28 protein-coding genes are annotated in these 25,048 nt (G+C 67.4%); 8 read left to right on the plus strand and 20 right to left on the minus strand.

Annotated features, from left to right (window positions below):
* Window positions 1-4 precede the first annotated feature (4 nt).
* The 11 genes from ACGFI2_RS07990 to ACGFI2_RS08040 form a co-directional block, all read right to left on the minus strand.
* A complete protein-coding gene (locus ACGFI2_RS07990) occupies window positions 5-373 on the minus strand; it encodes a hypothetical protein (protein ID WP_393512443.1) in 369 nt (122 codons plus the stop codon).
* On the minus strand, window positions 366-596 hold the full coding sequence (locus tag ACGFI2_RS07995) for a colicin E3/pyocin S6 family cytotoxin (protein ID WP_393512446.1): 231 nt from the start codon (window positions 594-596) through the stop codon (window positions 366-368). Before ACGFI2_RS07995 ends, ACGFI2_RS07990 begins: the two co-directional genes overlap by 8 nt.
* A 140-nt stretch (window positions 597-736) precedes the next feature.
* Window positions 737-2,119, minus strand: a complete 1,383-nt coding sequence (locus tag ACGFI2_RS08000) for a tyrosine-type recombinase/integrase (protein WP_393512449.1) — start codon at window positions 2,117-2,119, stop codon at window positions 737-739.
* Complete coding sequence (locus ACGFI2_RS08005; protein WP_393512452.1) at window positions 2,116-2,286, minus strand: helix-turn-helix transcriptional regulator; 171 nt, start codon at window positions 2,284-2,286, stop codon at window positions 2,116-2,118. The genes ACGFI2_RS08000 and ACGFI2_RS08005 overlap by 4 nt, the downstream gene beginning before the upstream one ends.
* A 38-nt stretch (window positions 2,287-2,324) precedes the next feature.
* Entirely contained in the window at window positions 2,325-4,034 is a 1,710-nt protein-coding gene (locus ACGFI2_RS08010) for a replication initiator (protein ID WP_393512455.1), read from the minus strand.
* Between the two features lie 68 nt (window positions 4,035-4,102).
* The gene (locus ACGFI2_RS08015) at window positions 4,103-4,717 is read right to left on the minus strand and encodes a DUF2637 domain-containing protein (protein WP_393512458.1); all 615 of its coding nucleotides are present in this window, start codon (window positions 4,715-4,717) and stop codon (window positions 4,103-4,105) included.
* Entirely contained in the window at window positions 4,714-6,138 is a 1,425-nt protein-coding gene (locus ACGFI2_RS08020) for an FtsK/SpoIIIE domain-containing protein (RefSeq protein WP_393512461.1), read from the minus strand. The genes ACGFI2_RS08015 and ACGFI2_RS08020 overlap by 4 nt, the downstream gene beginning before the upstream one ends.
* A gap of 382 nt (window positions 6,139-6,520) precedes the next feature.
* Window positions 6,521-6,949, minus strand: a complete 429-nt coding sequence (locus ACGFI2_RS08025; RefSeq protein ID WP_393512464.1) for a hypothetical protein — start codon at window positions 6,947-6,949, stop codon at window positions 6,521-6,523.
* A gap of 114 nt (window positions 6,950-7,063) precedes the next feature.
* Entirely contained in the window at window positions 7,064-7,795 is a 732-nt protein-coding gene (locus tag ACGFI2_RS08030) for a GntR family transcriptional regulator (protein ID WP_393512467.1), read from the minus strand.
* A 37-nt stretch (window positions 7,796-7,832) separates the two neighbouring features.
* A complete protein-coding gene (locus ACGFI2_RS08035) occupies window positions 7,833-8,108 on the minus strand; it encodes a DivIVA domain-containing protein (RefSeq protein WP_393512469.1) in 276 nt (91 codons plus the stop codon).
* A gap of 33 nt (window positions 8,109-8,141) precedes the next feature.
* Window positions 8,142-8,453, minus strand: coding sequence for a hypothetical protein (locus tag ACGFI2_RS08040; protein WP_393512471.1), 312 nt, complete (start codon window positions 8,451-8,453; stop codon window positions 8,142-8,144).
* 654 nt (window positions 8,454-9,107) lie between these two features.
* Here ACGFI2_RS08040 and ACGFI2_RS08045 point away from each other — a divergent pair.
* The 4 genes from ACGFI2_RS08045 (at window position 9,108) to ACGFI2_RS08060 (ending at window position 12,027) form a co-directional block, all read left to right on the plus strand.
* Window positions 9,108-10,418 (plus strand): hypothetical protein, encoded by a 1,311-nt coding sequence (locus ACGFI2_RS08045; protein WP_393512474.1) that lies wholly within the window; start codon window positions 9,108-9,110, stop codon window positions 10,416-10,418.
* A 14-nt stretch (window positions 10,419-10,432) separates the two neighbouring features.
* Window positions 10,433-10,978 carry a GNAT family N-acetyltransferase gene (locus tag ACGFI2_RS08050; RefSeq protein ID WP_393512477.1) on the plus strand — a complete coding sequence of 182 codons (546 nt, stop codon included), beginning with the start codon at window positions 10,433-10,435 and terminating at the stop codon, window positions 10,976-10,978.
* 62 nt (window positions 10,979-11,040) lie between these two features.
* Window positions 11,041-11,400, plus strand: a complete 360-nt coding sequence (locus ACGFI2_RS08055; protein WP_393512480.1) for a hypothetical protein — start codon at window positions 11,041-11,043, stop codon at window positions 11,398-11,400.
* 147 nt (window positions 11,401-11,547) lie between these two features.
* A complete protein-coding gene (locus tag ACGFI2_RS08060; protein WP_393512483.1) occupies window positions 11,548-12,027 on the plus strand; it encodes a hypothetical protein in 480 nt (159 codons plus the stop codon).
* Window positions 12,028-12,439: 412 nt separating this feature from the next.
* On the opposite strand, the gene ACGFI2_RS08065 is transcribed toward ACGFI2_RS08060, so the two are convergent.
* Window positions 12,440-13,021 carry a hypothetical protein gene (locus ACGFI2_RS08065; protein WP_393512486.1) on the minus strand — a complete coding sequence of 194 codons (582 nt, stop codon included), beginning with the start codon at window positions 13,019-13,021 and terminating at the stop codon, window positions 12,440-12,442.
* A gap of 95 nt (window positions 13,022-13,116) precedes the next feature.
* Between ACGFI2_RS08065 and ACGFI2_RS08070 the strand changes: the two genes are divergently transcribed.
* Entirely contained in the window at window positions 13,117-13,287 is a 171-nt protein-coding gene (locus ACGFI2_RS08070; RefSeq protein WP_393512489.1) for a hypothetical protein, read from the plus strand.
* 907 nt (window positions 13,288-14,194) lie between these two features.
* Window positions 14,195-15,181 carry a hypothetical protein gene (locus ACGFI2_RS08075; RefSeq protein ID WP_393512492.1) on the plus strand — a complete coding sequence of 329 codons (987 nt, stop codon included), beginning with the start codon at window positions 14,195-14,197 and terminating at the stop codon, window positions 15,179-15,181.
* Between the two features lie 405 nt (window positions 15,182-15,586).
* Here ACGFI2_RS08075 and ACGFI2_RS08080 read toward each other — a convergent pair whose 3' ends face one another.
* The 7 genes from ACGFI2_RS08080 to ACGFI2_RS08110 form a co-directional block, all read right to left on the minus strand.
* A complete protein-coding gene (locus ACGFI2_RS08080; protein WP_393512495.1) occupies window positions 15,587-15,910 on the minus strand; it encodes a hypothetical protein in 324 nt (107 codons plus the stop codon).
* A complete protein-coding gene (locus ACGFI2_RS08085; RefSeq protein WP_393512498.1) occupies window positions 15,907-16,629 on the minus strand; it encodes a WXG100 family type VII secretion target in 723 nt (240 codons plus the stop codon). Before ACGFI2_RS08085 ends, ACGFI2_RS08080 begins: the two co-directional genes overlap by 4 nt.
* Window positions 16,626-16,988 (minus strand): WXG100 family type VII secretion target, encoded by a 363-nt coding sequence (locus ACGFI2_RS08090; RefSeq protein WP_393512501.1) that lies wholly within the window; start codon window positions 16,986-16,988, stop codon window positions 16,626-16,628. Before ACGFI2_RS08090 ends, ACGFI2_RS08085 begins: the two co-directional genes overlap by 4 nt.
* Window positions 16,985-17,350: a hypothetical protein gene (locus tag ACGFI2_RS08095; protein WP_393512504.1), complete on the minus strand. Its 366-nt coding sequence runs from the start codon at window positions 17,348-17,350 to the stop codon at window positions 16,985-16,987. The genes ACGFI2_RS08090 and ACGFI2_RS08095 overlap by 4 nt, the downstream gene beginning before the upstream one ends.
* Before the next feature lie 392 nt (window positions 17,351-17,742).
* A complete protein-coding gene (locus ACGFI2_RS08100) occupies window positions 17,743-19,056 on the minus strand; it encodes a pentapeptide repeat-containing protein (protein ID WP_393512507.1) in 1,314 nt (437 codons plus the stop codon).
* A gap of 919 nt (window positions 19,057-19,975) precedes the next feature.
* Window positions 19,976-20,362 (minus strand): VOC family protein, encoded by a 387-nt coding sequence (locus tag ACGFI2_RS08105; protein WP_393512510.1) that lies wholly within the window; start codon window positions 20,360-20,362, stop codon window positions 19,976-19,978.
* Between the two features lie 48 nt (window positions 20,363-20,410).
* Complete coding sequence (locus ACGFI2_RS08110; RefSeq protein WP_393512513.1) at window positions 20,411-21,145, minus strand: class I SAM-dependent methyltransferase; 735 nt, start codon at window positions 21,143-21,145, stop codon at window positions 20,411-20,413.
* A 173-nt stretch (window positions 21,146-21,318) separates the two neighbouring features.
* On the opposite strand from ACGFI2_RS08110, the gene ACGFI2_RS08115 reads away from it, so the two are divergent.
* Together ACGFI2_RS08115 and ACGFI2_RS08120 are read left to right on the plus strand one after the other, a co-directional pair.
* Entirely contained in the window at window positions 21,319-22,095 is a 777-nt protein-coding gene (locus ACGFI2_RS08115) for an HAD-IIB family hydrolase (RefSeq protein ID WP_393512516.1), read from the plus strand.
* Window positions 22,096-22,362: 267 nt separating this feature from the next.
* Complete coding sequence (locus tag ACGFI2_RS08120) at window positions 22,363-24,159, plus strand: adenylyl cyclase (protein ID WP_393512519.1); 1,797 nt, start codon at window positions 22,363-22,365, stop codon at window positions 24,157-24,159.
* Window positions 24,160-24,207: 48 nt separating this feature from the next.
* Here ACGFI2_RS08120 and ACGFI2_RS08125 read toward each other — a convergent pair whose 3' ends face one another.
* Window positions 24,208-24,798: an ATP-dependent Clp protease proteolytic subunit gene (locus ACGFI2_RS08125; RefSeq protein ID WP_393512522.1), complete on the minus strand. Its 591-nt coding sequence runs from the start codon at window positions 24,796-24,798 to the stop codon at window positions 24,208-24,210.
* Between the last annotated feature and the right edge of the window lie 250 nt (window positions 24,799-25,048).

Raw genomic sequence — 25,048 nt, forward strand, 5'->3', positions numbered from 1 at the left:
CGGCCTAGTAGTCCTGAATCCGCCCCTTTGCCTTCAGCCAGTCAAGTACTAGCTCGGCGTCTGTAGTGTCGCTCGACCGTGCTGCTGCGCCCAATAGATTGGTTCGCAGTATGTCTGCGACTGGCCGCTTCGCTCTGCGAGCAGCAACGGTGAAGCGAAGCGACTCCGGTCGCTCGCCCCAAAGGCGGTATTCTTCCCACGTCATCCCGAGGAACTCGTGAAGTTCCATGGATGCTGCTTGTGAGCCGTCAGTGGCGTCATGCCAGCGTTCGATGTACTCGTCGATCTCGTCGAGAGTCGCGTGTCCGCGTAGCACGTCATCCATGAAGGTCGATCGATCGTTGGCTCGGTTGCGTTGGAGAAGCTTAAACATCGATCTTCCTTCCTCTGACCGCAGGCTTCGTAAACTCACCAGTATATACATCTGCGACGCCGATATGACGCCCTCTGGGGTTGAAGACCTCCAACTCGCAGTGCTGGCCGTCGTAGGTGTAGATGCGCCCATGGCGGTCCCGCCAGCGGCGAACTCCGTTGCGCGCCCCCAAGTTTTCAAGATCATCGACGTAGCTGGGCCTGGGAATGGGTGTGTACGACAAGGTCAGTATGGCTCCGATCGAACCACAGCGGTAGAGGCTCGCTGAGCAAACCGAAGGATTATAGCCCCGTGGGGCCTTTCGCCGTCATCCAGCTTGATCATCCGAACTGACGCCCGATGATCATCTATCCGCCTTGCCGCCTAGCTTCGCTGCAAGGCATCGTCGATGCGCTCGTTGACCGCGGCCTCCTGCCCGTCGATGCACTTGGCGTATACCTTCAGCAGCACGTCGACGGAGTGCCCGGCACGCACGGCGACATCGGTTGCTGGAACACCGGAGTTCAACCAGAGCGACACCGCCGCATGTCGCAGGTCGTATGGGCGCCCAGCCAGCGGCGATGCCACCTGTGCCGGAGTCAGCGCCAGCTTCCGCGCCGCCTTCCAGAGCCGCGAGTACGTCGACGCGGCAACCACATTGCCTTTGCTACTGCGGAACAGCCGGCCATCATCGGCGACGCCGAAGCGGTCGATGTGGTGTCGCAGAACGCACACCAGCTCTGGCGGGATCGGCACAGCGCGGGACTCCGACGCTGCCCGGTGCTTCAATCCACGCCGGTCGTGGACCTCGCCGCTGTCGGTCCACCGCTTGCCCGCCTGCGGCCGGTTGTCGACCAGAGTTAGTCGGCCCCACCCGATCGTCGGAAGGTGGCAGTCCTGCTCGCGCAGCGCCAACGCTTCACTCGGTCGCAGCGCCGCGAGGTATAGACATGCGAAGAACGCAACCAGGCGCTCGCCGCGGCCGACCCGCCCCCGCTCGCCGACGTAGGACACGGCCGTCAGCAGCTCCCGGGCCTGACGGCTATTGACCACCACTCGTCGATCGACCGACTCGGCGATTTTCGCCCGCTGTGCTCGTACCCGGATCTTGTCGATCGGGTTGAACTCCAACGCCTCTAGCTCGACGGCGTACTGAAGCACGTTGTAGAAGACCGATCGCTTTCGGCGCACCGTCGTCGGCGCCGCCGGCCGCCCGTCGAGGCGTAGCGTCAGGGCGTCGAGCGCGGCGCGTATGACCGCGGGCTCGCCTACCTCGCTCATCGGCAGCGAGGCTTGTCGCAGCCATCGCAACGTAGGGCCCAGCTCCGCAGGCACTTCCGACTGTCGAAGACCCGGCGGCAGCAGGTGATCGCGCAGCACCCGCCGCAGTTCGTCCGCCGAGGGGCGCCCCGCCTGATTGCGCACCAGTGCCGGAGTCACCGTCACCAACGCATCGACGATGCTCCCCCGGGACTTCGCCGCCGAGCCAGGCCACTTCATGTCGATGTACGACTGCATGAACTCCAGCCACGACACCGCGCCCTTGTGCTGAATCATCGAGCCAGGCAGGCCGGTGGTGACATCGAACGCTTCGCCTCGGTTGATCGCTTGCATCAGGTCTGACCGGTGGTTGTCCGCCAATGCCCGGGTGGCGAAGTTCCGCGACTTCTCCCGTCCGCCGACGATCCAACGCACGGTGTACGTCTTTTTCTTACTGACGCCCTGGTTGACGCGAATGTGCCAGACCCGCACGGACCGCGATTTCACGCCGCCTCCCGGTGCTTCTCCAGCCAGGCCCGCAGGTCTCGCCGCTCGATGCGCAGCTCACCGTTGGGCAGCTTGATGCACTCCGGGGCGGTGCCCAGTTCACGCCAGCGGTAGAAGGTTCGTCGCGACACGCCGTTGAGCACAGTGAGGACTTCGGGAACGGTCAACAGCTCACTTTCCATGAGGGGTTCTGTCCTCCAGATCATCAAGCAGCGAGGGAGAGGGAAGCCGTGATTGCCGATGCGGCGCCTGTTCGTAGGCGCGCGGTGTCAAGGTCTGTGCGCCATCGGATGCGGGCGGATACCGCGCGCAGGAGTCGGTGCTCCAGGGGCGGCACGTCGGGGTCTTCGGGGCGGGCGAGTTCGAACCGGTAGCGCTTGGACCCGTCCGCGTCGTCGGCCGTCTGGTCGTGCTCCTCGGTGTCGGCCATGCCGCCGGCGAGGATGGCGCGCACCCATGCCCGGTTGTCGGCGCGGTGATCGGCCAAGGTCTTGCCGGACCACTGGCGGGAGACGAGGACGCGGCGGCCGGTGAAGCCGAGGGTGGAGCGTTGGTGGACCTTCCCGGTGCACCGGCCCGGGGTCAAGCCGGCCTTGACGCCGTCGGGCTGGACGCCGTAGAGCAGCCAGTTGGCGCACGTGGGCGAGCACGGCAGGACGGCCAGTTCGGCGTGGAGCCGGTCGAAGTGCGCCTTCTGCGGGTCTGAGCGGGGCTTGGCCTGGTCGGTGAGGTCCTTGGTGACGTACTTGGTGACGTAGCGGATGGACCGTTCGGCGTCCTTGGTGCCTTGGTCGATGCCGCGGGCGTCGATGCGGCCGAGGCGGGCGACGTAGACGGGGCGGCTGTCGGGTTCCTCCAGGGCGTCGAGGGCCTCGCCCCAGGTGGGCAGCGGCTCGCGGGTCTTCGGGTCGACGTATGCCTGTCGGTCGACGTCCCAGACCGGCGGCTTGTCCACCCGATAGGCGGGTTCGTTGAAGGGTGGCCACCAGACTTGGTGGTAGGTGGCGGCGGCGATCTGCTTGAGCAGCCGGCGTGGGAGGGTGCCGCGGATGGCGAAGTGGGCGTGTGGGGCGAGGCGGCGTTGCAGCTCGACGGCGCCGGCGTATTGGACGTTCCAGCCGGCGGCGCGGCGGACGTTCTGCCACCACCGGTCGAGGACCCGGGCGAAGTGGATCGCATCCAACGCCGCACGCCGGTAGTCGTAGCCGGCCGGGTCAACCGGGGTGCCGAGCACGTCGTCGTGCGGGCCGTGTCGGGTGCCGCACTCACACGGCGCGATATAGGCGCCGCGGCGGAGGTGGGAGTGCACCGGCCCGTGCGAGTCGAGCGTCAGCGTGACCAGCATCGACGGCCGGTACGTCTTGCCCGTCCGGCCCGAGTAGGCCCGGCCCACCGTGCGGGGGTCAACGGGCAGCCGAGGCAGGTCCGGCGAGTCTTGACGCCGTCGGGTGGACCGCTTGCGGCGGGGTCGCTCGTCGCGCTCCTTCGGCGTGAGGTGCCCGCGCAGGCTGGTTTCGCCGAGGGCTTCGTCCAGTTCGGCGATGGCGGCGTCGATCTCGGCCACCTGCGCGGCCCGCTTATCCGGGGTCATCTGCTGGTACTGGACGGCTTCGCGTTCGAACTCCAGGTGCGCCCGGACCCGGACGAGGGCGAGGGCGTCCTCACCGGGCTTGTCGGGTCGGACGGCGGGTTCGTCGGCGAGGTGCCAGCCCTCCCGGATCTGCTGGATGCGCAGCCGCCGGCCCTTCTCCGCACACGGCTTGCACTTCACGGCCAGCGTCGCCCCGCACGGCACCTCCACCACCTCGGTCAGGCCGGTGACGGTGTCGGTGCGACGCAGCGCCAGGGGGCGAACGCAGACGCCGTGCGACTCGGCGAGCTGCTTGAGCGCGTCCTTGGCCAGGGGCTTACGCATCCGGTCGGCGCGTGATCCGGGCCGCGGCTGCACCTCTGTCGGAGACTCGGAGATGAGGGGAAGTTGGGTCACTGGTCACGCTCCGCGCCAAACGGCGTGCCGTTGCGGGCCGTGAACGCCGCTGCGGGGACGGGCACCAGTCCGGGCCGCTGCACCGCTACCGCCGCCGGGCGGGCCGGTGCGACGGTGACCGCCTGGTCCTCGTCGACGGCGTCGACCACGACGGGCCGGTGATCCTCGGTCGGGTCGTAGCCGGGTGGCACTTCGCCCCGGTCGCCGGTCGGTTCGACGGGCGCCGGCGGGGTGGCGGAGAAGACGAGCTTGGACAGGCCGAGGAACGCCAGCGCGGGCACGGCTGACAGCAGCCATCCGGACGGGCTCGGCTTCGCCACGGCGAGTTGGGCTGCGAGGGACAGGGCGACGGCGCAGACGAGCAGGAACAGCGGATATCCGACCGGACCGCCGGTGCGGCGGCGTCGCCGGATGGTCAGCAGCGCCGCGAACGGCAGCAGTTCGGAGATGGCGGCGTTGGCCCAGCCGAACCAGTCCCCGGTACCGGCCGGCGAGTTGGCCATGGTCCAGTCGTGCACGTGCGTGAACGACGCGGCCCCGGCCAGCCCGCCGACGGTGAGGACGACGAGCACCAGGGCCAGCCCTTCCACACGCTCGGTGTCAGCCTTCACCGGGTCACCTCCTGCTCGGTGTCGCAGAGGCGGCGGTAGTCGCGGCCGAGTTGGCGGATGTCGTCGTCGGTGAGGTAGGCGAAGCGGACCCGGACGGGTTCGCGGACGCCGTCGAGGACCACGAACCCCACCCCCGGCATGGATTCGGGGATGCGGTCGCAGAGCGCGCCTCGGTCGCGGGCGGCGTCGCCGAGGACCATGTCCACCTGCTCGGGCTCGGTCAGTCGCAGCCCGATGCGGGTGGGGAACAGGTCGCGGAACGGCAGCACGTCCTTACGCGGGTCCTGCAACGCGGCGACCACGTGCACACCCACCGCCCGGCCTTGCGACAGGAGCAGCCCAAGTGATTCCTTGATCCGGTCGCGGACCTTCCGATCCGTGATGTACGCGGTGAGCGCGGCCAGTTCGTCGACGACCAGGACGAGCAACGGATCCTCCGGCGTTGGCACGTGCTGGCGGGTCACCCCGCGCAGCCGTGCCGCGCGCAGGCGCATGCGCTTGACGGCTTCTTCGAGGACGCCGGCCATGCTGTCGGGGTCGTCGTAGGCGAACCGGGTGAACAGCGGCACCCCGGCCGCCAACTCCATCCCGCCCTTCGGGTCGAACGCCCACACCTCCACCAGGCCGGAGCGGATGCCGCCGGCCAGGGAGCGCAGCAGCGACCACAGCACCGATCCCTTGCCCGACCCCGTCGCTCCCGCGATCAGGACATGCGAGCCGGCTAGCCGCAGCCGATACGGCTGGCCGTCCTCGTCGACGCCGAGCGTCAGCCCGCCCAGATCCGGCACGTCGGCGACCGGAAGCGGCGCCACGACGGCGGCGAGGGGGTCACGGCGCACGAGGCGCACCACCACCCGATCGGGCCGGTCTGTGGAGCGGGCCTGCCCGCTGCGGCGGCGGAAGGCGTAGGCGAGGCGTTCCGCGGCCTGCCCCCAGTCGTCCGGGATCTGCCCCGGCAGCAGCCGGACGGTCAGCTCATCGCCGAACCGGTCACAGCGCACGCGCAGGAGCTGCGGCACATATCGGTCGCCGGCGAACGCGGTCGCCAGACCGCACGTGGCCATCACCGATGCCCACCGCCGCCGGTAGACGAACAGTGCGCGGACGCGGCTGACGAGCGGGTACCAGCCGAAGCGCAGCCACGACGACGGATGCCACCGCCACCACCCCACACAGCCGGCGGCAAGAGTGAGGGCGACGCCGGCCAGGACCAGGCCGCCGAACTCCACCCGGATCCACAGAGCCAGCGCAGCCGGGGCAGTCAGCCACCAGTACCGGACCGCCAGAACCGTGAGCCGGAACAGGCCCCGGGCCAGCCACCACGACACCAGCAGCCAACCCGGAACCCGCCACGCGGGAAGGCGCACGTTCATCGGCGCCATGGGGATCTTGTCCCCGGGAATGACGTTGATCAGAGGCACAGGTCACCACCGCGAGCCGAGCGCCCCAGCGTCGAGATGCACGAGTGACACGACATGCGGCGTAGATCGAACCGGCGCGGCTTCACCCACCGGCAGCAACGAGGGCAGCGGATCGCGCACACCCGGGCGGAAGCCGGCGGCAGGCGCAGGACCGACCGGAGGAAGGCGTCCATCTCCCAGTAGGCGTGACGCAGACCAGTCAGGCGGGTGCGCAAGAGGGTCAGGGCCGCGCCGAGGAGCAGGGGCACAACGATGATCAGGGCAGGGGGAATTACGGTGGGCATCACGCCCTCCTTCACCAGATGAGGGATGGCAGAGCGCGGGACGGGTCGGGACTCTTGGCGGGGAAACGACCCGCCCCGCGCGCACAAAGCGGCAGCCGTCAGGCCGCCACCGAACCCGGCACCACCGACGCCGGACGGATCGAGGTAGCCCGCAGCGAATACGCCATGCGGGAACGGCAGTCACCCGAGGAACGACCCGGCTTGCACCGCTGCGAATCCACATACGGGGTCAGGGTCAGGCCCTCGAACTCCACCGCCGGCGGATAGCCCGGCACGGTCGACGGCGGCGGGACCGGCTGCTGGCAGGCAACCACCTTGACCTTCACCTCGGTCGACCGGCCGAACTTCCCGGCCTCCGGATCCAGGTCCATCACCCGCACCACCCAGACCCGCTCACCGGTGTCCTTGTCCCGCGCCTGGTTGTCCGCCTCCGCACGCCGCTCGAAGTCGATCTGCGGCGAGACGCCCAGGCAGAGCGCCCCGGCGGGAAAGACGTACTCGGACGGGACCGGCACCTTCAACGTCATCGGAACCACGACGAGACCTCCAAGTCCACAAGACAACTCGACTAGTTGACTTGTTAAGTTGGATCGAAGGTAAAGAGTGCCAACTTGACTTGTCAAGTGGCTAATCCACTTTGGTCAGTCGAGCGGGTAGACGTCTTCGAGATCGTGCCGGGCGGCAGGAAGGAGCACGTCCACCGCCAGAAGCGGCGTGGCGCTCCGGTCGCAGATGACCAGGAGCACGGTCAGCACCGGATCGCTCTCGCGGACCTGCAACAGCCCGGCTTCCTCGGCGCTGGGCAGCCGCGCCGAGATGCGTTCGGTCACATGGTCGAGCTTGAGGCGCTTGCGGGAGGCGACGTGCCTGAGCAGGCCCTCCGGCATGACGTCCTGGGAGCCCACGCCGGTTCCATCGGCCAGCTCGACGGGCAGGAACGCCGTACCCAGTTCCACCGGGCCGACGTCATCAACGGTGATGAGACGCCGACGTGCCACGACCGGAGTCCCCGGTTTCACGCCGAGGGCGGCAGCGGCTCGTGGGGGAGCGGGAACGGTGCCGGCGGCCAGCAGCGTCGACCCGGCCCGCTCGTCGTCGTCGAGCAGGCCATAGCGCCGTTCACGTGATCGCTGGTCGGTACCGCCCGGACGGCCCAGGACGAACCGGCCCTTGCCCTGGCGGCTCTCGATCCAGCCGTCCTGCCGCAGGAGGTCCAGGGCCCGGACCACGACGGGCCGGGACGCGCCGAACTCGCGGATGAGTTCGGTCTCGCTGGGCAGCATCGCACCCGGCGGGTAGGTGCCGTCATCGATGCGCTGTTGCACTGCGTTGACGATCACCACGTACTTCGGCGGCGCAACCTCGATCGGCACCGTTTCACTCCAGACGACAACTCAAGTTGTCAACAGGCTATCTGCGCTGCTGATCCCCTGTCCATGCGCTGCCATCCACCCGACCCGGCCTCGGTGCGAAGCCGCCCTGCCAGTCCCGCAGGGCGCTCTTCAGCCGGGCATTTTCTTCCCGGAGGCTCGCCTCGACCGCGTCTCTGGCTATCAGCTCGTCGACGACGCGATGCAGGAACGCGTAGACGTGTGCCTCGACGAGCCCACGCCGGCCGAACCCGGTACGCCGGAACCGCTGTCGGCGCACCTGGTCCGGGACCATCGGCGCGAGCCGCGAGGCCACTCGAAAGACTCCCACTGGCATCGAACTCTCCCATCAAGTCGTCGCGCGTGTTGCCTGCCTTGGGCCGTTGCTGGCCGGCGTAGGAGCTGCTGGCTTCCGGCGTGGTTGGCGGACCACGGCCCGCGGCGGGTCGGCCCGATAAAGGCCCGCCTTCTGCACGAAGATCTCCCGACGGGCCAGGGCATTGCCCGCCTTGTCGAGGACGTAGCCGATCAGCCAAATCCAGTCGTGGTGGGCCAGTTCGCCGGAGATCTTGATGACTCGGAAGATCAAGGCTCTGTCGCCGCCGAACTGCACCGACGCGCGCCCATTGACGTAGAGCACGTCTCCCGGCTTCGGAACCATGACCGTCCGCCTTCCACGCCTCGGCTGACCGGGGCACCGAGGCGGGCGGGCTTCCGAGCACGGCCGACACCGCGCTTCCACCAGCACCCGCCCCGGGCCAACTCAGGACACGGCGGAACGCCGCGTGAACATCGGAGAGCTGGCGGTCGTCGCTGTCAGACGACCGCCAGCCCCGCCCACTGCCCTTGGGCGCCGGTGCCTGCGCAGTCGGGGCAGTCACGCCGTTGCAGCCGGTTCGGGTCACCGGGTGCCCGGAGCGAGCGCCGAGGGCTGGCCATCTTCCAGCCCCGCCCCTCGCACGCGGGACACGCAGCCGGCGCGGCCGACGAGGACCGATACGGCCCTCGCTGCGGGCGCGACCCATCCACACACCGCACGACCCGAACCCCGGTTTGCTCAGCGCCCCTTTTCGCTGAACTCACCTCCCGGTGTCCGCGTCGGCGCTGCTGCCCATGTGCATCGACGGGATGCACATGCACAATTGCGGTGGGTGAGCCGTCCATGTAGGAGAGATTGCACGGGACCTACGGGACCGATCGAGGACCCGTAGGGGCACCTCTGGCGGACATCGAGCGGACACCACGAGGACCTGCATTGCCGGAAGGACCTCACCCGGGCGAGCGTGGAGACAGCCCATCAGGAAGGCGTAGACGGATGGCACGAGAACGCCGCGAACCTCGCACCGTGCTGGAGCACCTGATCCAGCAAAGCGACCGCACATACGAGGAACTGGCCGACGAGTTCTCCCGGATGGACCCCCGGGCGGCGATCAGCGCCCGGCACCTCGGGCGGTTGGCACGCGGCGAACGCGACCTGGCCTCATCAACCCCCGCCACCCGGCGGGCGCTACAGGTCATGTTCAGCAGGCCCATCGAAGAACTGCAGCGCCCCTGGGCTCCCCACCAATTGACCCCTGCGCCGGAGCGACACCTCCTTGTCGACCCCGCCGGCGCCGGCCCGGAAAGGAACCTCCTCGCCATGGCCGCACAACGCGCCCGCCAGTACGCCATGCTCGCCGCCGAGTCCACCAGCCCGGCCGCCATCGAACAGCTCGCCGAGGACGTGCAGCGCCTGGCGCTCGCCTACCCGCAGCGTCCCGTCAGCCACGTGCTGCCCGACCTGGCCGAGACACAGGACACCCTGTTCACCCTCCTGGAGCGCCGCCAGGCCCCGAACCAGTCCAGGGACCTGCACTTCCTCGCCGGCATCACCAGCGGTCTGCTCGCCAAGGTCTCCCACGACATGGCCGACCCCCACTCGGCCATGCTTCAGGCCCGCACCGCGGTTCTCTGCGCCGAGCAGGCCGGCCATCCCGGACTTCAGGCGTGGCTGCGCGGCCTGCAATCTCTCGTCGCCTACTGGGCCGGCCGCTACGCCGAGGCGGTCCGCTACGCCGAAGCCGGCCGCGAGTACGCCACCCAGGCCGGCGGCACCTCCGCCGTCTGGCTGCCCGCCAGCGCCGCCCGCGCGTACGCCGCTCTGGGCAACGCCGAGCAGGCCAAGGCCGCCATCACCGAGGCCGAGGACGCCTGGTCCCGGGTGCGCCCCGACGAGATGGACGAGATGGGCGGCATCTGCACCTTCAACCAGCCCCGCACCCTCTACTACGCCAGCGATGCGCTCGCCTGGCTCCCCGGTGAGGCCACCAACACCGAGCGATACGCCCTGCGCGCCACCCAGGCGTACGCCGACCCCAACGACCCCGCATGGGCCTTCGGTGACCAGGCCGGCTCGCACGCCAACCTCGCCATCGCCCGCGTAGCCGGCGGGGACCTGGACGCCGCCGCCGACGCCCTGGCGCCCGTGCTCGACCTGCCCGCTGATCAGCGCATCAACGGCATCGTTCACTCGGTGCGCCGGGTCCACCAGGCCATCACCCGCGCCGGCCACGCCAACGACGCCCGCGAACTCGTCGACGGCATCGAGCACTTCACCCACACCCCGGCCAACGCCCTTCCTCGATAGGGAACGATCGGGGCATGGAGCCGATCACCATCCCCGGCCGCGTCATCACCCTGCGCGACATGCGCCCCGATGACGCGGCCGACGCTTGGGCCATCGTCGGAGACGACCGCGTCACTCAGTGGCTCTCGTTCGACAGCCGGGACCAGGCCGCCGCAGTCGCCATGGTCGAGGGCGCCATCGAACGCGCCCAGCTCACCCCGCGCACCGAGTACTACCTTGCCGCTGTCGACGCCACGGACCGGATGATCGGCTTCGCGCGACTGGGCCTCACGGGGCACAAGGCCGCCAAGCTCGGGTACGCGATCGGGGCCGACCACTGGGGCCACGGCTATGCCACCGACGCCGCCCGCACCATCACCAACTACGGCTTCCAGGAGTTGGGCCTCCACCGGATCACTGCCGCCATCGGCCCTGACAACGCGTCCTCCGTAGCCGTAGCCAAACGCCTCGGCATGCAGTACGAAGGCCGACTACGCGACCACGTCTTCACCAACGGCGGTTGGCGTGACTCCCTGCTCTACTCCATCCTTGCCCAGGAGTGGGCCACCAACGCCGGCTGACCAACGGCCGGCGGCTTGACGGCAAACGCCGGCCGGATCATGGCGCCGGTACGATCGCCGGCATGCGCGACGCCGACACGCCGCCGCAGGAACCCGCCGACCGCCGTTACGCCGACACCACCCTCACACCGCAGGAGCACGCGGCCCGCATCCGCGCCGCCGCAGCCGAGGTGTACGAACGTGTCCAGGAGTGGCGGCACGCCCCCGATTGGCAGGAGACACCAACGAACGCGCACCGGTACGCGGTGACGGCGGACGCTGTCACCGCGCTCAGCGTGCTACCCGAGCCCGCGACGTTGGAAAGTTTGGCCGCGATCGTCGGCGCGGTTCGTCCCGTACTCGCTGAGTGGCGTCCAAGTCGGCCGGGACCCGAGCAACAGATCTTTGCGGCAGTCGAGCGACTTCGGCAGGCATGCGGATAGCGAAGCCGCTTCCAGTTCTCGCAGTACGGACCGAAGAGTCCTCCAAGGTCATCTCGTAGACTCACATGAATGATCTTGGGGGAGGTTATACACGGATGGCGATTGCGCAGCGTCCGACAAGCTGGAAGTCCCCGGCGGTGGCCCTGGGTGCTGTTGGCGTTGGTGGTGATCAGTTGCGCCGGCCTCGTTGCGGTGCCGGCCTCGTGGGCCGTGCGCAAGCAGTTGGAGGCAGAGCGGGGCGAGCCGACACCGGAGGCCGCGGCCCGGGTGTGGCTGTTGAAGCTCAGCGCCGGTGAGGATCTGGGGTTGTCGCGGGTGCTGGCTGGCGAGCGTCATGACGAGCTGCGGCAGCAGTGGCGGGACTACCGGGCCGAGATGACCGGCGCCGGCCGAGAGCCCTCGAAGCTGGAGAGCGTGGGGCCGAGCGCAATCGAGCACCAAGCCGACGACCGGGCCACGGTGACCGAGCAGGTACGCGCGGTCTGGTGGGATGACGCGCAGATCCTTGCCGGTACCGCGCATCCGTGGCGGTGGGAGCTACGCAAGGATCGCGGCGGGTGGCGGGTCTGGTCCGTCGACCTGCCGGCATGGTGCGGGGTGCACGTCCGGGCGAACCTGTGCCCGTGATGCACGGCAAGCCGTCGACCGGGACGATACGGGGTCACCGAACGGGGCCACCGAACACGGGGCCACCGAACACGATTGCCGAAACACTCTCTTCATGATCAAGGCGGCCCGCAAGCGGGCCGCGCCGGCCGCGCTCGGCCTGCTGGCGGCGCAAGCGCCGGCATCGGCTGGCGCGCCGGCCACGCTTCGGGATTGCCAGATCTTGAAGACCTCGGGGCTCCGCCCCGAACCCCGGCCCTCCTCAGAGATGCCGCCGCCGATCACCTCGCCGGGCACCACAAGGGCTACCAGCCTCCCCGGACGGGGACAAGGTCGTTCGTCCGGTAGGGCGCTCCACCTTGTCCCCGTCCGGGGAGGCTGGACGGTCTACGCCTGCCCGACGAGGAGATCCGCTCTTATCCGCTCTTGCCGTTCACAGCCACGGCGGCGACCAGTTGACCCGCCTGCACACTTCCTCGAAGGGTTCCCTGACAATCCATCGGACACCGTCAGTCTCGTAGAGGTCCTTGACTCGGAGCGCAAGGACCTCCTCGACCGTAGTGGTCGTTTCTGAATGTCCGATGTCGCGTCGCGCAGCCAAGACGAAGTCGCAGTAGAGGCGCAAGACGATGGGGCCAGGGGCGTCATTGAAAGAAGCCTGCACCATGTTGCGGTACGCCCGGAGTGCGTCGTCCGATGCGTAGATGCTCGCCCAAGTAGCGAATTCGTGCAGACCGTTGACCAGGTCTTGCTGGCCCATGACCTGCGCCCGCTTCTCCTTATTCAGCACGTCGCCAAACAGCGCGATCATCGGCTTGTATGTTTCATACTTCCGGTCGGAAATGCGGGACTCGAGATCCCGTAGGCGCTGAGCCTCGATCTCGTTCGCCTTAGATGACTTGGCGTATCGGGCGGCAACGATCGCGGAAATTACCGCTGCAACTGCGGGAACTGCGGCTACAGCAAACACGACCCAGAGCGGCTGTCCTTGGGCTTCCGATGCGGCGAGGAGCATGGCCTACACCGTAGGAGATGGCCGCACCTTAGGTAGTTCCCGTGGCGGGGAGATTGATGGAGGATGGCGACTTAACCCTGTGAGGAGGCGGATACATGTACGAACACGCTGCGGAGACATACGCCGAGCGAGCTTCCGGCCGGACGAGCCCGGATGAGCAGACCGATGCGATCGGCGAGGGCTTGGCTGCCATCGCCTTCGCTCTCTTGGAAGTGGCTCAGGCAATCCGCGAGGCAGCGGCCCAGCAGGGACAAGGTAAGGACTAGGCAACCGCCAGGTGCCATCAGTCGCCGGCTTGGCTGTACAGCCATCTGTACAGCCAAGCCCGCAGACAGAAACAGTCGGAGACCGGCGAAGGGCGACACGGCGAGCAGGCCAGCGGCAGTAGCCGACGCCGGCCGACAGCAGTCTTGATCTTTGCAAAGCAGGGGAGCGGTGCGTGCCCGTTCCGTGCCCGATGGCAACGGGTGCCGAGGGTCAACGGCGGTCAACTCCTGGACGTGGCAGCAAGCGCGGCGGCGCAGGCCGCCAGGCCAGGTCACTGCCGAGTGGACTCCGCACGTGTCCACACTTCCTAACCCGTGTGGCTGTACAGCCAGTCGTACAGCCAAGACCACGGGCTGACGCCGACACCATCCGACAACGACGGACGGGCTGACCAGGTGCACAGCCACCCGAGCAGTCATCCGCGAGCTTCTTCTAATCCGAAGGCCGCCCCCGGCCGCCGGCGCCCGCGCTTGACAGCTGTCATTGAGACTCGTCCGGTAGGGCGCTCCACCTTGTCACCCTGGCCCTGGCCCACTCCACGGTGTGTGGGTCGGCGGCAAGACGGGATGACGAAGCGAAGGTGTCAGCGTTAGCTCTTCGTTCGGATGTCCGACAGGGTTGACTATCGACCTAGGCGACATCTAATGCTAGAAAATCTGGATGGCCTTCGATGATCTAGCTGTTTTGGCCGGTCGCGTCGCTTTGGTCCACGTCGCGCTCGTAGTCTGGGCAAGCGTCGCTACGTCAGGAGGCAAGGTCCAGCTAGTTGTCGCGTTAAGGCGTTTACTGAAACACCATCGAATATTCTACCGGCATCCTTCCGCTGCAAAGTTCCTACTCGCCCTTCCGGCCAGGGCAAAGTGGTCGGGGGCATTCGCGGCCGCAGGTTGGTTAGCGTGGTTGAGCTTGGGTGCCTGGTTGGTCGAAGAATGGATGTCCAAGCTTGTGCTACCAACGTTTTTTTGGTACTGGCTCATATTCCCTATTTCTCTAGCCCCGTGGGCTTGGTTCATGATAAAAATTAGGTACCCAATGATCGTCGATTGGATAGAGGTTCGGCGTGATTTCCTTGGGGAAGATGCAGACAAGAGTCAGTGGGCCTTCGGGGCGCAGATTGCAAATACAATCGCTGTTGACTTTCATGGCGCTGCGCTGACCTTCGCTTGCGTGCTCGCAACTTACGATTCAATCGCTGCTGCTGGCACAAAGTTCGACGGTGTACCCGAGATGGAGCGGAAGGCGTACCCCATCATGGCGGCGGTCGCCTCTGGTGTAATCGTAGGTTGGGCCTTTGCGTTCACGGTTCACCGCCTCGTGCGTAGGTTCACACCGCAAGTCGTTGCCCTCCGAGTCCTGCGTGGTGCTGTTCTTTCAACTTCTATCGAGAGCTTCTCGCCGCCAGATCCGTGTGGTGGCCAACGTGAGGCTATGGTTAGGCTCGCAGTCGCCCTCGACCGCTGTGCCAGTCGTGCCGAAGCTCGGCTAACTACGGAGACCACCTCCGCAGTCGCTTCTCTCTTCTTTGGCGGAGCGCAATACTTTCGATCTTATGCGGGATCGAAGCAATCTCTGCTAGAGCCGTTCGCTCCTGATGTCCGTCACTCGATGGGCCTTGTCTGTGTCCTTCTATTGGATAAGCCGCCGTCGCGCATATATGAAGACGCTTTGGACCGGTGGCAGGTTTACGATGAAGACGGTATCAACAACTTTCCTCGCCGCCATCGTAGGTTTGCGCGAGTTCGCCAAGTATTCGGGAGTATTGGACGTGGCGTCGAGCCGACTGGTCGATCGGTTCAAGTGGTGCTGCAAGTGGGAGTGGTTATTGCTATTATTGCCCTAGCTTTTCTCGGTCAGATTGACATTCCGGCGGTCATTAAGAAGATTATTGGATGATCGCAAGTGCGGCCAAGGCCGTGTTCTGGCACTCGGGCCGCCGCGGAAGTTTAACCGAACTGAGGCGGCCGTTGCGTCAGCAGAAAGTCAACAACAGCTTCGGCTCGGCTTACTGAAAGGGGATTATCGCTGGTTGGGCAGACGTGCGCAGCGGCACAAGATGACACCGGGTAGCGCGTCGTGGTCAACGAGATCAACATTCACACCCGACGAGGTCGGCGGCTGTGCAGCCATCCGTACAGCCAAGCCGGTCGACGGACCCAGCCCGAGGCTGACGGCTAGCGACAGGGCGAGCAGGTCAGCAGCAGTCACCGACGACGGCCAACAGTAAGCTTGATCTTCGCAAGGTAGGGGCTAGGCGTGAAGAGGAGCAAGCGAGTCGGCAGCGGGTTGCACGCGAGGTCGTTAGTCGGCTGTCCCGTCGATGTCGTGCGCTACTGCGGTGGCCTCGTCTGCCAGGCGCCGGCGCTCGTCGGGGTCGAGGTTTGCTTCCCACTCTTTGAAGCGGTGGAATTGGTCGAGGAGCGTTGGCCCGTAGGCGTCGGTGGCGGCGATCTGACGTAGGTTGGTGTGGCCGGCGAGGACGTCGCGGGCCATCTCCTGGAGGTCGGCGCCGGCCGCTCCGTCGCGTAGCCGTTCGAGGCTGGCGTGGATGATCTTGGCGAGGCCGCTGCTGCCTGCGGCCAGGTCGAGGAACTGCCGCTCGGGGTCGGCGTCTGGATGGGTCATGGTGTCACCGGGCTCATGTAGGGCTGATCGGGTAGCTGGATCTTCGTGAGGTCGCCGCCCTGGTCGGCGAGGGCCTTGAGGAAGCTGAAGAACCCGAGGATGAGCGTGCCGCCGGCTTGGATTTTGGTGGCGGCGTCGTTGACCTTCTTGACCAGTTCCATGGCTTGCCAGGCGGCGACGCCGTAGCCGACGACTGCTCCGGCGCCGGTTTCGAGCAGGGCAGTGCCGGCTGCGGTGCTGACGCCGATGATGATGGCCTTGTCGATGATCATCTTGATGAGGCCGCCGATCATGTCCGCGAGCAGCCAGATGGCGCGGGCGGCCTCGTGGTACTTCTCCTGAACCTGGGCCAGGACGATGTTCTGCTGGGAGGTGGCTGCGGCGAGTTTGCGGAAGTAGACGAACGCGGCGTCAGCGGCGTGGCCGTCCCACTGGGCGTCGAGCTGTGTTGTGGCTTCGATGAGGTTGCCGCCGAGGGCTTGCAGGCTCTGTCCGAGGTTGCCGTAGGCGTCGCCGGCTTTGTAGAAGCTCTCCCAGTCGCCGACGAACGCTGCGGTGATGGTGCCGATGACGTCGTAGCCGGCGACCTCTTTGATGATCTCGTTGATCCAGTGCGAGATGGAGATGGCGTCGAGGATGCCGATCGGGTTGGCGAAGCCCTTGGACAGGGAAGGGTCCGGGTCGCCGGGTTCCACCAGCAGATCGGTTGGCTCGATCACGGGAAGTACCTCGTGGGTGGCTTCTCGCCGGCCATGGTGTCCTCTCCGCGGTCGACGGAGGGGTACGTGGCGTCGAGGCGCCCGGCCGATCGGGAGTCGGTGTGCCGGTAATGGGTTGCGGTGCGATGCAGGGCGTCGCGTGACTGCTCCAACAACTCGATTAGGTGCCCGAGGCGCTTGTTCATCTCGTCGACGAGCCGCTGATGCGCCGGCCATGCCTCGTTGAGCAGCCCTTGCCCATACCAGGGCATGTCCGTGTGCTTGGCGATGTAAGCCTTCGCCGCCCTTGCGTCGGTGCTGGCATCGCTGATCCGACTGGCCGCGCGTTCAAGGGCGCTGGGCTCGACCGAGAAACTCACGACACCGCATCCCCGATCACCCCGGTCACGACCAGCAGCACGGCAGCCGCGAGCAGACCGAGCCCCATGACCCGACCCCGCTTCCTCGCCTCGACATTGCTGCCTGCCCGGTAGACACCCAGACCCGCAACCGCAGCCACCCCGAGAGGCAGAGCAGTCGACAGGAAACGGAAGAACGACCATCCGTCGAAGGGCACGTCACCGTCTCGGGTGGCCGCGTTGTAGACGAGGAAGCCCAGAGCCACGACGCAGAAGAAGAACAACACCATCGACAGCAGCGCCACACCCCGCCGGAAGTCGTGCCACTGATCCGGCCTCTCCGGCGCGCCCGTCACCGGCTCTCTCTGCCCGGTTCCACTCACGGCTGCACCATCCCACAGCGCGACCACCCTCCGCGACCCCGCGCACACGCAAACGATCAAGTGCCAGGGAGTGAGCTGGGCTGTCCTGCGTAAGGCGAGTCTTTGCGCTCGCGGCCCCACCCTGCGGGCGGCCTCCGGCCGTCCTCGGGGCAGCCGCAGCGCCCTACGCAGAATGCCAGCAACGATGGTGGCGCCATCCCGACAACCTGCGTCCGGGGCGAAGCCGAGCAGGTAGGGGCCTGCCGGGTCAAGGTCGCTCAGACGGTGGGGTGCTCCACCTTGACCCCGGGCGGGCCCCACCTGCTCCATCGTGTGCGGACGAAGGCCGATGGGATGGCTGAAAGGGCACGAACCAGGCTTGGGGCGAACGATGTAACGCATAAATTGAGCCTTTAGCCATAAAGCGAATGTTCCGCCGCTCGGGCTGCTACCACCTTTGGTCCGGCGACTGAGACTCTCTTTGCAGCCGCCAGGAAGAGATCCGGCCGCCGCCACTTAAGGTTACGTCGTACTGCCTGTCTGATTTCACTTAGCTCCCGGCGAGCCTTAGCTTCTAGGTCGCTAGAAGTCGAATCTTCCGGCTGATGAGACATCCATATGATTGTGAATGAAGAACTATCGAGGCCTATATTGCCAATGAAGACGGCCTCGGAGAACATCAAATGGGCGAGGGTGCGAGCGCTCGAAAGGTTAACATGCAGGGCGGTTTTAGTGAAATCGACCGCTTCAAAAAATGTTGTGCGCCCAAATCGCGTATTGCAAAATAGTAGCGCCTCGTGGTGGATCTGAAAGAGCGTATGAGCGAAAGATGCTCGCTCGCGAAATATTGCCCCATAGAAATTTGCCCCGCCCAGAAACTTGGCACCATGGAAGTCGCATTCGTCTAGGAATATTGCGTTCGTGAATGATGCATGCTTCTCGAAAACAGCGTCGCGAAATGAGACCCTGCCGTAAAATATTGCTTGGTCGAAATCCGCCGCCCCGGTGAAGGTGCAGCCTTCGAATGTCGCTTCGTTAAGGCGTACGCCTGTTAGGTTGGCGCCAGGTATGGGTGTACCGGATAGGTTCAGAGTCGAGCCATCCCATCCAGACGAGCGGTATCGTCCGCGTGCGCTCTCCAGTACGCGGTGAAGCGCGGCAGCATGGTCTAGGTCAGACATTAGGTCCTGCTGGACTGCTTGGCGAAGGTATTGGCATATCGCATCGACGCAGCGTTGTCGACCCGATCGCCACACCGTTGCCAGTTCGATAAGTACCGACAAGCTAGAACTTCGGATAATATTCGTGGGATCGTTCAGCTTCTGGATCGATTCACTGAATCGTTCATGGTAGGTCTCGTCTTGTCCGCGAACGGCATTGACTTCTTCGGCTCGCTGTTTCCGGTATGCGACGTAAATTCCTGTTCCTGCGCCGATTCCGGCGACCACCGTAAGGGACGTCTTGATGACTTCGAGCTGCGCGGCCGATGTAAGTGCTTGAGCTTGGTTGCTTGTATCCAGGACTCGGAGAATCACATTGTATGTAATCCAAGCTCCGACGCCGCCTAGTGCGAGGACTCCTAAATACGTCGGCAAGAAGTGGCGAGGCTTGTAATCAAGGAGGCGTCTCTGTGCAGCCGCTCGGTATTGTCCGCGTCGCCTTGCGGTTAACGCGGCTACGGTACTTCCGGTGAACTTGGCTAGTTTGATCGAGAGAATGTAGAGCATGGCCGACAAGACAACCAACGTAAACTTGTTTGCGGTTCCCTGGTTCCAGATCCCTTGAATCCAAGACGTGATCGACGACAACAAGCTCCGCCCCCTAATGCCGTGATGTCTGCTGCGCCAGATCTAGCCATCGGTGATGCTAACTGTCCGCCGCAACACCTCGGGCGTGGTCGTCTGGCTATCAGTGGCAAGGGCACTGGCTCAACTGGCTACGGCAGCGAAGTGCAGCAACCAACGACACTGGGTGGAACCTTGGCGGGCAGCCATCGGATCATCGACCAGCGGGGCAAGCTCAGCCCGACCGTATTGCCGATGAGTGGATCTGCCAGCCGGGCCTGATCCCGGACGAGTTCCGGCAGTACCTGTCGCTCATCGATTGGCTGAGCAGCCCTGCGCCCGCTACCGAAGAGCAGTGACGTCGGGTGCGAGGGCTTGCCGAGGCCACGGACTATGCGCGGACTGATCTTGGTGATGGTGTGGCACGCGTGAACCGTTGCAGCGGGTCAGCGGGCAGCGCGCCTGCCGAGCCCAACTCCATTCCTAAACCGTGTGTCGCAGGTTCGAATCCTGCCGGGGGCACCAGGCCGGCCTGCCGTTCCGCCTCGATCGGCGCCTCAGGCCGGAAGCGCGCGGTATCCCAGGAGCAGGTGTCCGGAAGGTGTGGACTGCGCGCCGAGCAGCGTCAGCCGGCGCAATGTGTCGTCGTGGTCGAACAGCTTGCGCCCGTCGTGGGCCAGCGTCGACGTGCTTGGTCGTGCCGTTGATGAGCGAGGCGAACGGTTCGACGTCGGAGCCGGGCCAGTAGTCCACCCAGTAGTCGTACGTCCCGCGTCCCAGCAGCACCGTGTCCTGCGTGCTGACGACGCCGTGGCCTCCTGGGTGGACGGCGCGGTTCGCCGGCTCGCTACATCCGAGCCGCTCACGCCACCTTTGAGACGATCTCCACGAGGTTGCCGTCCGGGTCGCGGACCAGCGCGTTGCGGTTGTCGTTGCCGGAGTCGTGCGGCAGCTGGACCGCCGGCACACCGGCGGCGGTCAGCCGCGCGAAGGCCGAGTCGACGTCGTGCGTCCAGACCACCAGTGCCATGGCGGGGCGTCCCGGTTCGGCTGTCACGCCGTGCGCCCGGCGGGCCGCGTCGACCGTGCCGAGCCCGACGGTGAACCCGCCGAGCCGCAGCTCGACGTGCTCGGGGACGCCCTCGGTGGGCGTCCGGAACGTCTCGGTGAAGCCGAGCAGGTCGCGGTAGAAGCGGATGCCGGCCTCGATGTCGTTCGTGTAGAGATTGACGAGCGCGCTCTCGAACATGTGTACACGCTAGCCGCCAGCGAGGCGTTCCAGGCGCCCCACGAAAGCCTAGGTCAGCCGGTAGACCGACACGTGGGAGCGGGACTCCTCGGTGAACTCGGCGCCGGTCCAGTCGGCGTGCCGGCTCTCCAGGGTGAAGCCGGCCAGCTCGCCCATCAGGTCCAGCTCGGACGGCCAGATGTAGCGGTGCGGGGTGCGGAAGACCCGCGCCTCGCGGCCGTCGCCGAAACGGAAGTGGTGCGACACGACCCGCTGCCGCAGCACGTCGTAGGTGTCCAGCCCGATGTAGCCGGCCTCGGTGTGCCACACGGTCGCCTGCTGGCCCGGGGGCAGCTTGCGCAGCTCCGGCACCCACAGCTCGACCACGAACCGGCCGCCCGGGCCGAGGTGGCGCGCCGCGTTGCGGAAGCAGGCCACCTGCTCGGCCTGGCTGAGCAGGTTCGCGATGGCGTTGTAGACCAGGTAGACCAGGCTGAACTCGCCCGGCACGGTGGCGCCGGCCATGTCGCCGACGACCACCGGGACGGTGGCCGCGTCGGCCTTCGCCCGCAGTCGCTCCACCATCGGTACGGAGAGTTCGATCCCGCTGACCCGTACGCCGCGTTCGGCGAGTGGCACGGCCACCCGGCCGGTGCCGACGGCGAACTCCAGGGCCCGTCCGGCGCCGGCGAGCGCGGCGAGCCGGTCGACGGTGGGGCCGAGCACCCCCGGCGCGAACATCCCGGTACCCGGCGTGTCGTAGCCTCGGGCGGCCTCGTCGTCCCAGATCTGCTCCTGGCGCATCCGCCCACCATCGGCGTCGAGGCCGCGGGTGTCGATCGCTTTTCCGGGCCGCCGCCCGTGGTCGACTTGTTACCCTCCGTCAATGGGCCGAGTTCCCGGGCGCTCAGAGAGGTGCCAGGTCACACCGGTACCCTGCTAGTCCCGGCCGGCCCGCGACGACACATGAGGTATTCGTGAACGATCTTCGAGTGGTGGCGTTCGACCTCGACGACACCCTGGCGATTTCCAAGTCCCGGATCGATCGTCGGATGGCGGAGCTGCTCGGCCACCTGCTCACCGAGGTGGACGTCCTGATCATCTCCGGTGGCCGGTTCGAGCAGTTCCAGTCGCAGGTGCTGGCGCATCTCGACCTCACCGAGGAGCAGCGGGGCCGGTTGCACCTGATGCCGACCTGCGGCACCCGCTACTACCGCTGGTCGTCCGGCGACTGGCGGTTGGTCTACGCGGAGGACCTGAGCGAGGCCGACAAGGCTCGCGTGATCACCGCGTTGACCGAATCGGCGCAGGCGCTCGGGCTGTGGGAGGCGAAGACCTGGGGCGACATCGTCGAGGACCGGGGCAGCCAGATCACCTTCTCCGCGCTGGGGCAGTCCGCCCCGCCGGCGGAGAAGTACGGCTGGGACCCGGACGGGAGCAAGAAGAAGCGGCTGCGTGACGCGGTCGCCGCGAAGCTGCCCGACCTGGAGGTCCGCGGCGGCGGCTCGACCTCGATCGACGTGACGCGCAAGGGCGTGGACAAGGCGTACGGCATGCGGAAGCTGCTGGAGCACCTCGATCTGAAGATCGACAACGTGCTCTTCGTGGGGGACCGGCTCGACGTGGGCGGCAACGACTACCCGGTGAAGGCGATGGGCATCCGCAGCGTCGCGGTGACCCGCTGGGAGGAGACCGCCGACTACGTCGAGACCCTGGTCGACGACCTGGTGAAGCAGCGCGCCGAGCGCGCCTGACCGGAGCCGCGCGCCGACCTCCAGCTCACCCCGGGCGAGACCGAGGTCGCTGTCGGCCAGCACGGCCGCGTACCCCTCGGGCAGGCCGGCGGCGACGAGCACCTCGGCGTAGCGGCCCGCCGGCAGGTCGGTGTAGTCGACCGGCGCGCCGCCCAGCTCGTACACCGCTTCCCGGTTCCGGGACCCGAAAGGCTGGTGGGATCGACGGTGATGAGGTAGGAACGGCCCAGAGAGCGCTCTCCGTCCCATCACCGAACAGGCAGGCAGATGCGATCACCCGACCCCTCCCGCCGCCGCTTCCTCACCCTCACCGCCTCGGCGGCCTCGCTCACCGCCCTCGGCCTCCCGGCCGGCGCCGCCGTGGCGTCCCCGGCGGCGAGACCCGCCCGGCCCGCACACGAGCCCGACTTCGGCCCCAACGTCTTCGTCTACGACCCGAGCACGCCGGTCGCGGAGATCCAGTCCACGCTGGACCGGATCTTCACCGCTCAGGAGCACAACGAGATGGGCCTCGACCGGTACGCGGTGCTGTTCAAGCCCGGCCGCTACGAGGTGGACGCCCGGCTCGGCTACTACACCACCGTCGCCGGCCTCGGCGCCCACCCGGACGACGTGGAGATCCACGGCGCGGTCCGGGTGGTCGGCCAGCCCGACCCGAACTCGCCGGCCGGCATCTCCGCGCTGACCAACTTCTGGCGCTCGGCGGAGAACCTCGCCGTCACCCCCACCGACTGGTCGAACCAGTGGGCCGTCTCCCAGGCATCGCCGATGCGCCGGGTGCACGTCAAGGGCGTCCTCTGGCTGGAGCCCGGCAACGGCGGCTACTCCAGCGGCGGCTTCATCGCCGACTCCAGGGTGGACGGCATCACCATCAACGGCTCCCAACAGCAGTGGCTCACCCGGGACAGCGAACTCGGCGGCGACTGGACCAACGGGGTGTGGAACCAGGTCTTCTCCGGCGTGATCGGCGCGCCCGCCCAGGGCTTCCCCGACCCGCCGTACACCACGCTGCCGACCAGCCCGGTGATCCGGGAGAAGCCGTACCTCTTCGTCGACGGCGCGGGCCGCTGGCGGGTCGCGACGCCCCGGCTGCGTCGCGACACCGCCGGCACCACCTGGGGCGCCGGCGGCGCGCCGACGCCCTCGCTGCCGCTGACCGACTTCTTCGTCGCCCGGCCCACCGACTCGGCGAAGCGGATCAACACCGAACTCGCCCGGGGCCGGCACCTGCTGCTCACCCCCGGCGTCTACCGCCTCGACCGGGCGCTGCGGATCCGCCGGCCGAACACCGTCGTGCTCGGCCTCGGCATGCCCAGCCTCGTGCCGGTCACCGGCGACGCGGCGCTGCGGATCGAGGACTCCGACGGGGTACGGATCGCCGGGGTACTCGTCGACGCCGGGCCGGTCGAGTCCGAGGTGCTGGTCGAGGTGGGCGGGCGGCACAGTCACCGGTCGCACGCCGGCAACCCGATCTCACTCCAGGACGTCTTCTTCCGCATCGGCGGCCCGTACGCCGGGCGGGCGGTGACCAGTCTCGTGGTGAACAGCCGGCACACGCTGATCGACAACATCTGGGCCTGGCGGGGCGACCACGGCAACCCGGGCACCATCGGCTGGAGCGTCAACACCGCCGCCACCGGCGTGGTGGTCAACGGCGACGACGTGACCGCGTACGGGCTCTTCGTCGAGCACTACCAGCGCTGGCAGACGATCTGGAACGGCGAGCGCGGCCGGACCGTGTTCTACCAGAGCGAGCTGCCCTACGACCCGCCCAGCCAGGCCGCCTGGCGCAGCCCGACCGGCGACGGCTGGGCCTCCTACAAGGTGGCCCCGCACGTCCGCACGCACGAGGCGTGGGGGTTGGGCGTCTACGCCTACTTCAACCAGGGCGTGGACATCCGCTGCGACCGGGCGATCGAGGCGCCGCGCCGGGCCGGCGTGCGGTTCCACGACGCGATCACCGTGTTCCTGAACGGCAGCGGCGGGATCGAGCGCACGATCAACGAGGCCGGCACCCCGGTGGTCGGCTCGTACGGCACCAGCCCGGTGGTCAGCTACCCCTGACCGGGGCGGGCGGCCCGGCCGGCGTGCAGCCGTCCGGGCCGTACCCGCTCAGGCCGTGAGCTGGTCGACCCGGGAGAGCACCTGGTCGACCAGGCCGTACTCGCGGGCCTCCTCGGCGGTGAACCAGCGGTCCCGGTCCCAGTCGCGTTGGATCTCCTCCAGCGTGCGCCCGCTGTGCTCGGCGATCAGCTCCTGCATGGTGCGCTTCACGTGCAGCATGTTCTCGGCCTGAATGGTGATGTCGGCGGCCGTGCCGCCCATCCCGCCGGAAGGCTGGTGCATCATGACCCGCGAGTGCGGCAGCGCGAACCGCTTGCCCGCTGCCCCGGCGCAGAGCAGGAACTGCCCCATCGAGCCGGCCATCCCGAGCGCCAGCGTCGCCACGTCGTTCTTCACGTACCGCATCGTGTCGTAGACGGCCATGCCGGCGCTGACCGAGCCGCCGGGCGAGTTGATGTAGAGGAAGATGTCGCGTTCCGGGTCCTCGGCCGCGAGCAACAGGATCTGCGCGCAGATCTGGTTCGCCGACTCGTCGGTGACCTCGGTGCCGAGGAAGATGATCCGCTCTTTGAGCAGCCGCTCGAAGACCCGGTCGCCGAAGGCCGGCTGTCCCTCGTCCCGCATCCAGATGCCACTCATGACCGCCCACCTCCGTAGCGCCGGTGGGCGGGGGACCGCCCGGCGAGCCGGCGGCCTCCAGCGTCCGCCGGGCACACCCGCCCGGCCCAGGCTTTCTGCCCCGGGCAGATTCGCCCTCGGCAGAAGCCGGGGTCGATGCCGCGCCGGCCGTCGCCACGCCCGGCCGGGCGTCCGTTCGGCCCGGTGCGAGCGCTACGTCCGAGCGCGGCCGGCGTCGGCCGGTCGCCCCGCGAGCTACGCCGCCCCCGGC

The organism is Micromonospora sp. NPDC049282 (assembly GCF_043197045.1).
In the GTDB taxonomy this organism is placed as follows: Bacteria; Actinomycetota; Actinomycetes; order Mycobacteriales; family Micromonosporaceae; genus Micromonospora.

Excerpts from the sequence above, each read along its gene's own strand:
- ACGFI2_RS08050 (WP_393512477.1), top strand. The coding sequence starts at position 10,433 with ATGGAGCCGATCACCATCCCCGGCCGCGTCATCACCCTGCGCGACATG.
- ACGFI2_RS07990 (WP_393512443.1), bottom strand. The coding sequence starts at position 373 with ATGTTTAAGCTTCTCCAACGCAACCGAGCCAACGATCGATCGACCTTC.
- ACGFI2_RS08100 (WP_393512507.1), bottom strand. The coding sequence starts at position 19,056 with ATGCTCTACATTCTCTCGATCAAACTAGCCAAGTTCACCGGAAGTACC.
- ACGFI2_RS08105 (WP_393512510.1), bottom strand. The coding sequence starts at position 20,362 with ATGTTCGAGAGCGCGCTCGTCAATCTCTACACGAACGACATCGAGGCC.
- ACGFI2_RS08070 (WP_393512489.1), top strand. The coding sequence starts at position 13,117 with ATGTACGAACACGCTGCGGAGACATACGCCGAGCGAGCTTCCGGCCGG.
- ACGFI2_RS08125 (WP_393512522.1), bottom strand. The coding sequence starts at position 24,798 with ATGAGTGGCATCTGGATGCGGGACGAGGGACAGCCGGCCTTCGGCGAC.
- ACGFI2_RS08010 (WP_393512455.1), bottom strand. The coding sequence starts at position 4,034 with ATGCGTAAGCCCCTGGCCAAGGACGCGCTCAAGCAGCTCGCCGAGTCG.
- ACGFI2_RS08110 (WP_393512513.1), bottom strand. The coding sequence starts at position 21,145 with ATGCGCCAGGAGCAGATCTGGGACGACGAGGCCGCCCGAGGCTACGAC.
- ACGFI2_RS08025 (WP_393512464.1), bottom strand. The coding sequence starts at position 6,949 with ATGACGTTGAAGGTGCCGGTCCCGTCCGAGTACGTCTTTCCCGCCGGG.
- ACGFI2_RS08055 (WP_393512480.1), top strand. The coding sequence starts at position 11,041 with ATGCGCGACGCCGACACGCCGCCGCAGGAACCCGCCGACCGCCGTTAC.
- ACGFI2_RS08080 (WP_393512495.1), bottom strand. The coding sequence starts at position 15,910 with ATGACCCATCCAGACGCCGACCCCGAGCGGCAGTTCCTCGACCTGGCC.
- ACGFI2_RS08065 (WP_393512486.1), bottom strand. The coding sequence starts at position 13,021 with ATGCTCCTCGCCGCATCGGAAGCCCAAGGACAGCCGCTCTGGGTCGTG.
- ACGFI2_RS08040 (WP_393512471.1), bottom strand. The coding sequence starts at position 8,453 with ATGGTTCCGAAGCCGGGAGACGTGCTCTACGTCAATGGGCGCGCGTCG.
- ACGFI2_RS08120 (WP_393512519.1), top strand. The coding sequence starts at position 22,363 with ATGCGATCACCCGACCCCTCCCGCCGCCGCTTCCTCACCCTCACCGCC.
- ACGFI2_RS08045 (WP_393512474.1), top strand. The coding sequence starts at position 9,108 with ATGGCACGAGAACGCCGCGAACCTCGCACCGTGCTGGAGCACCTGATC.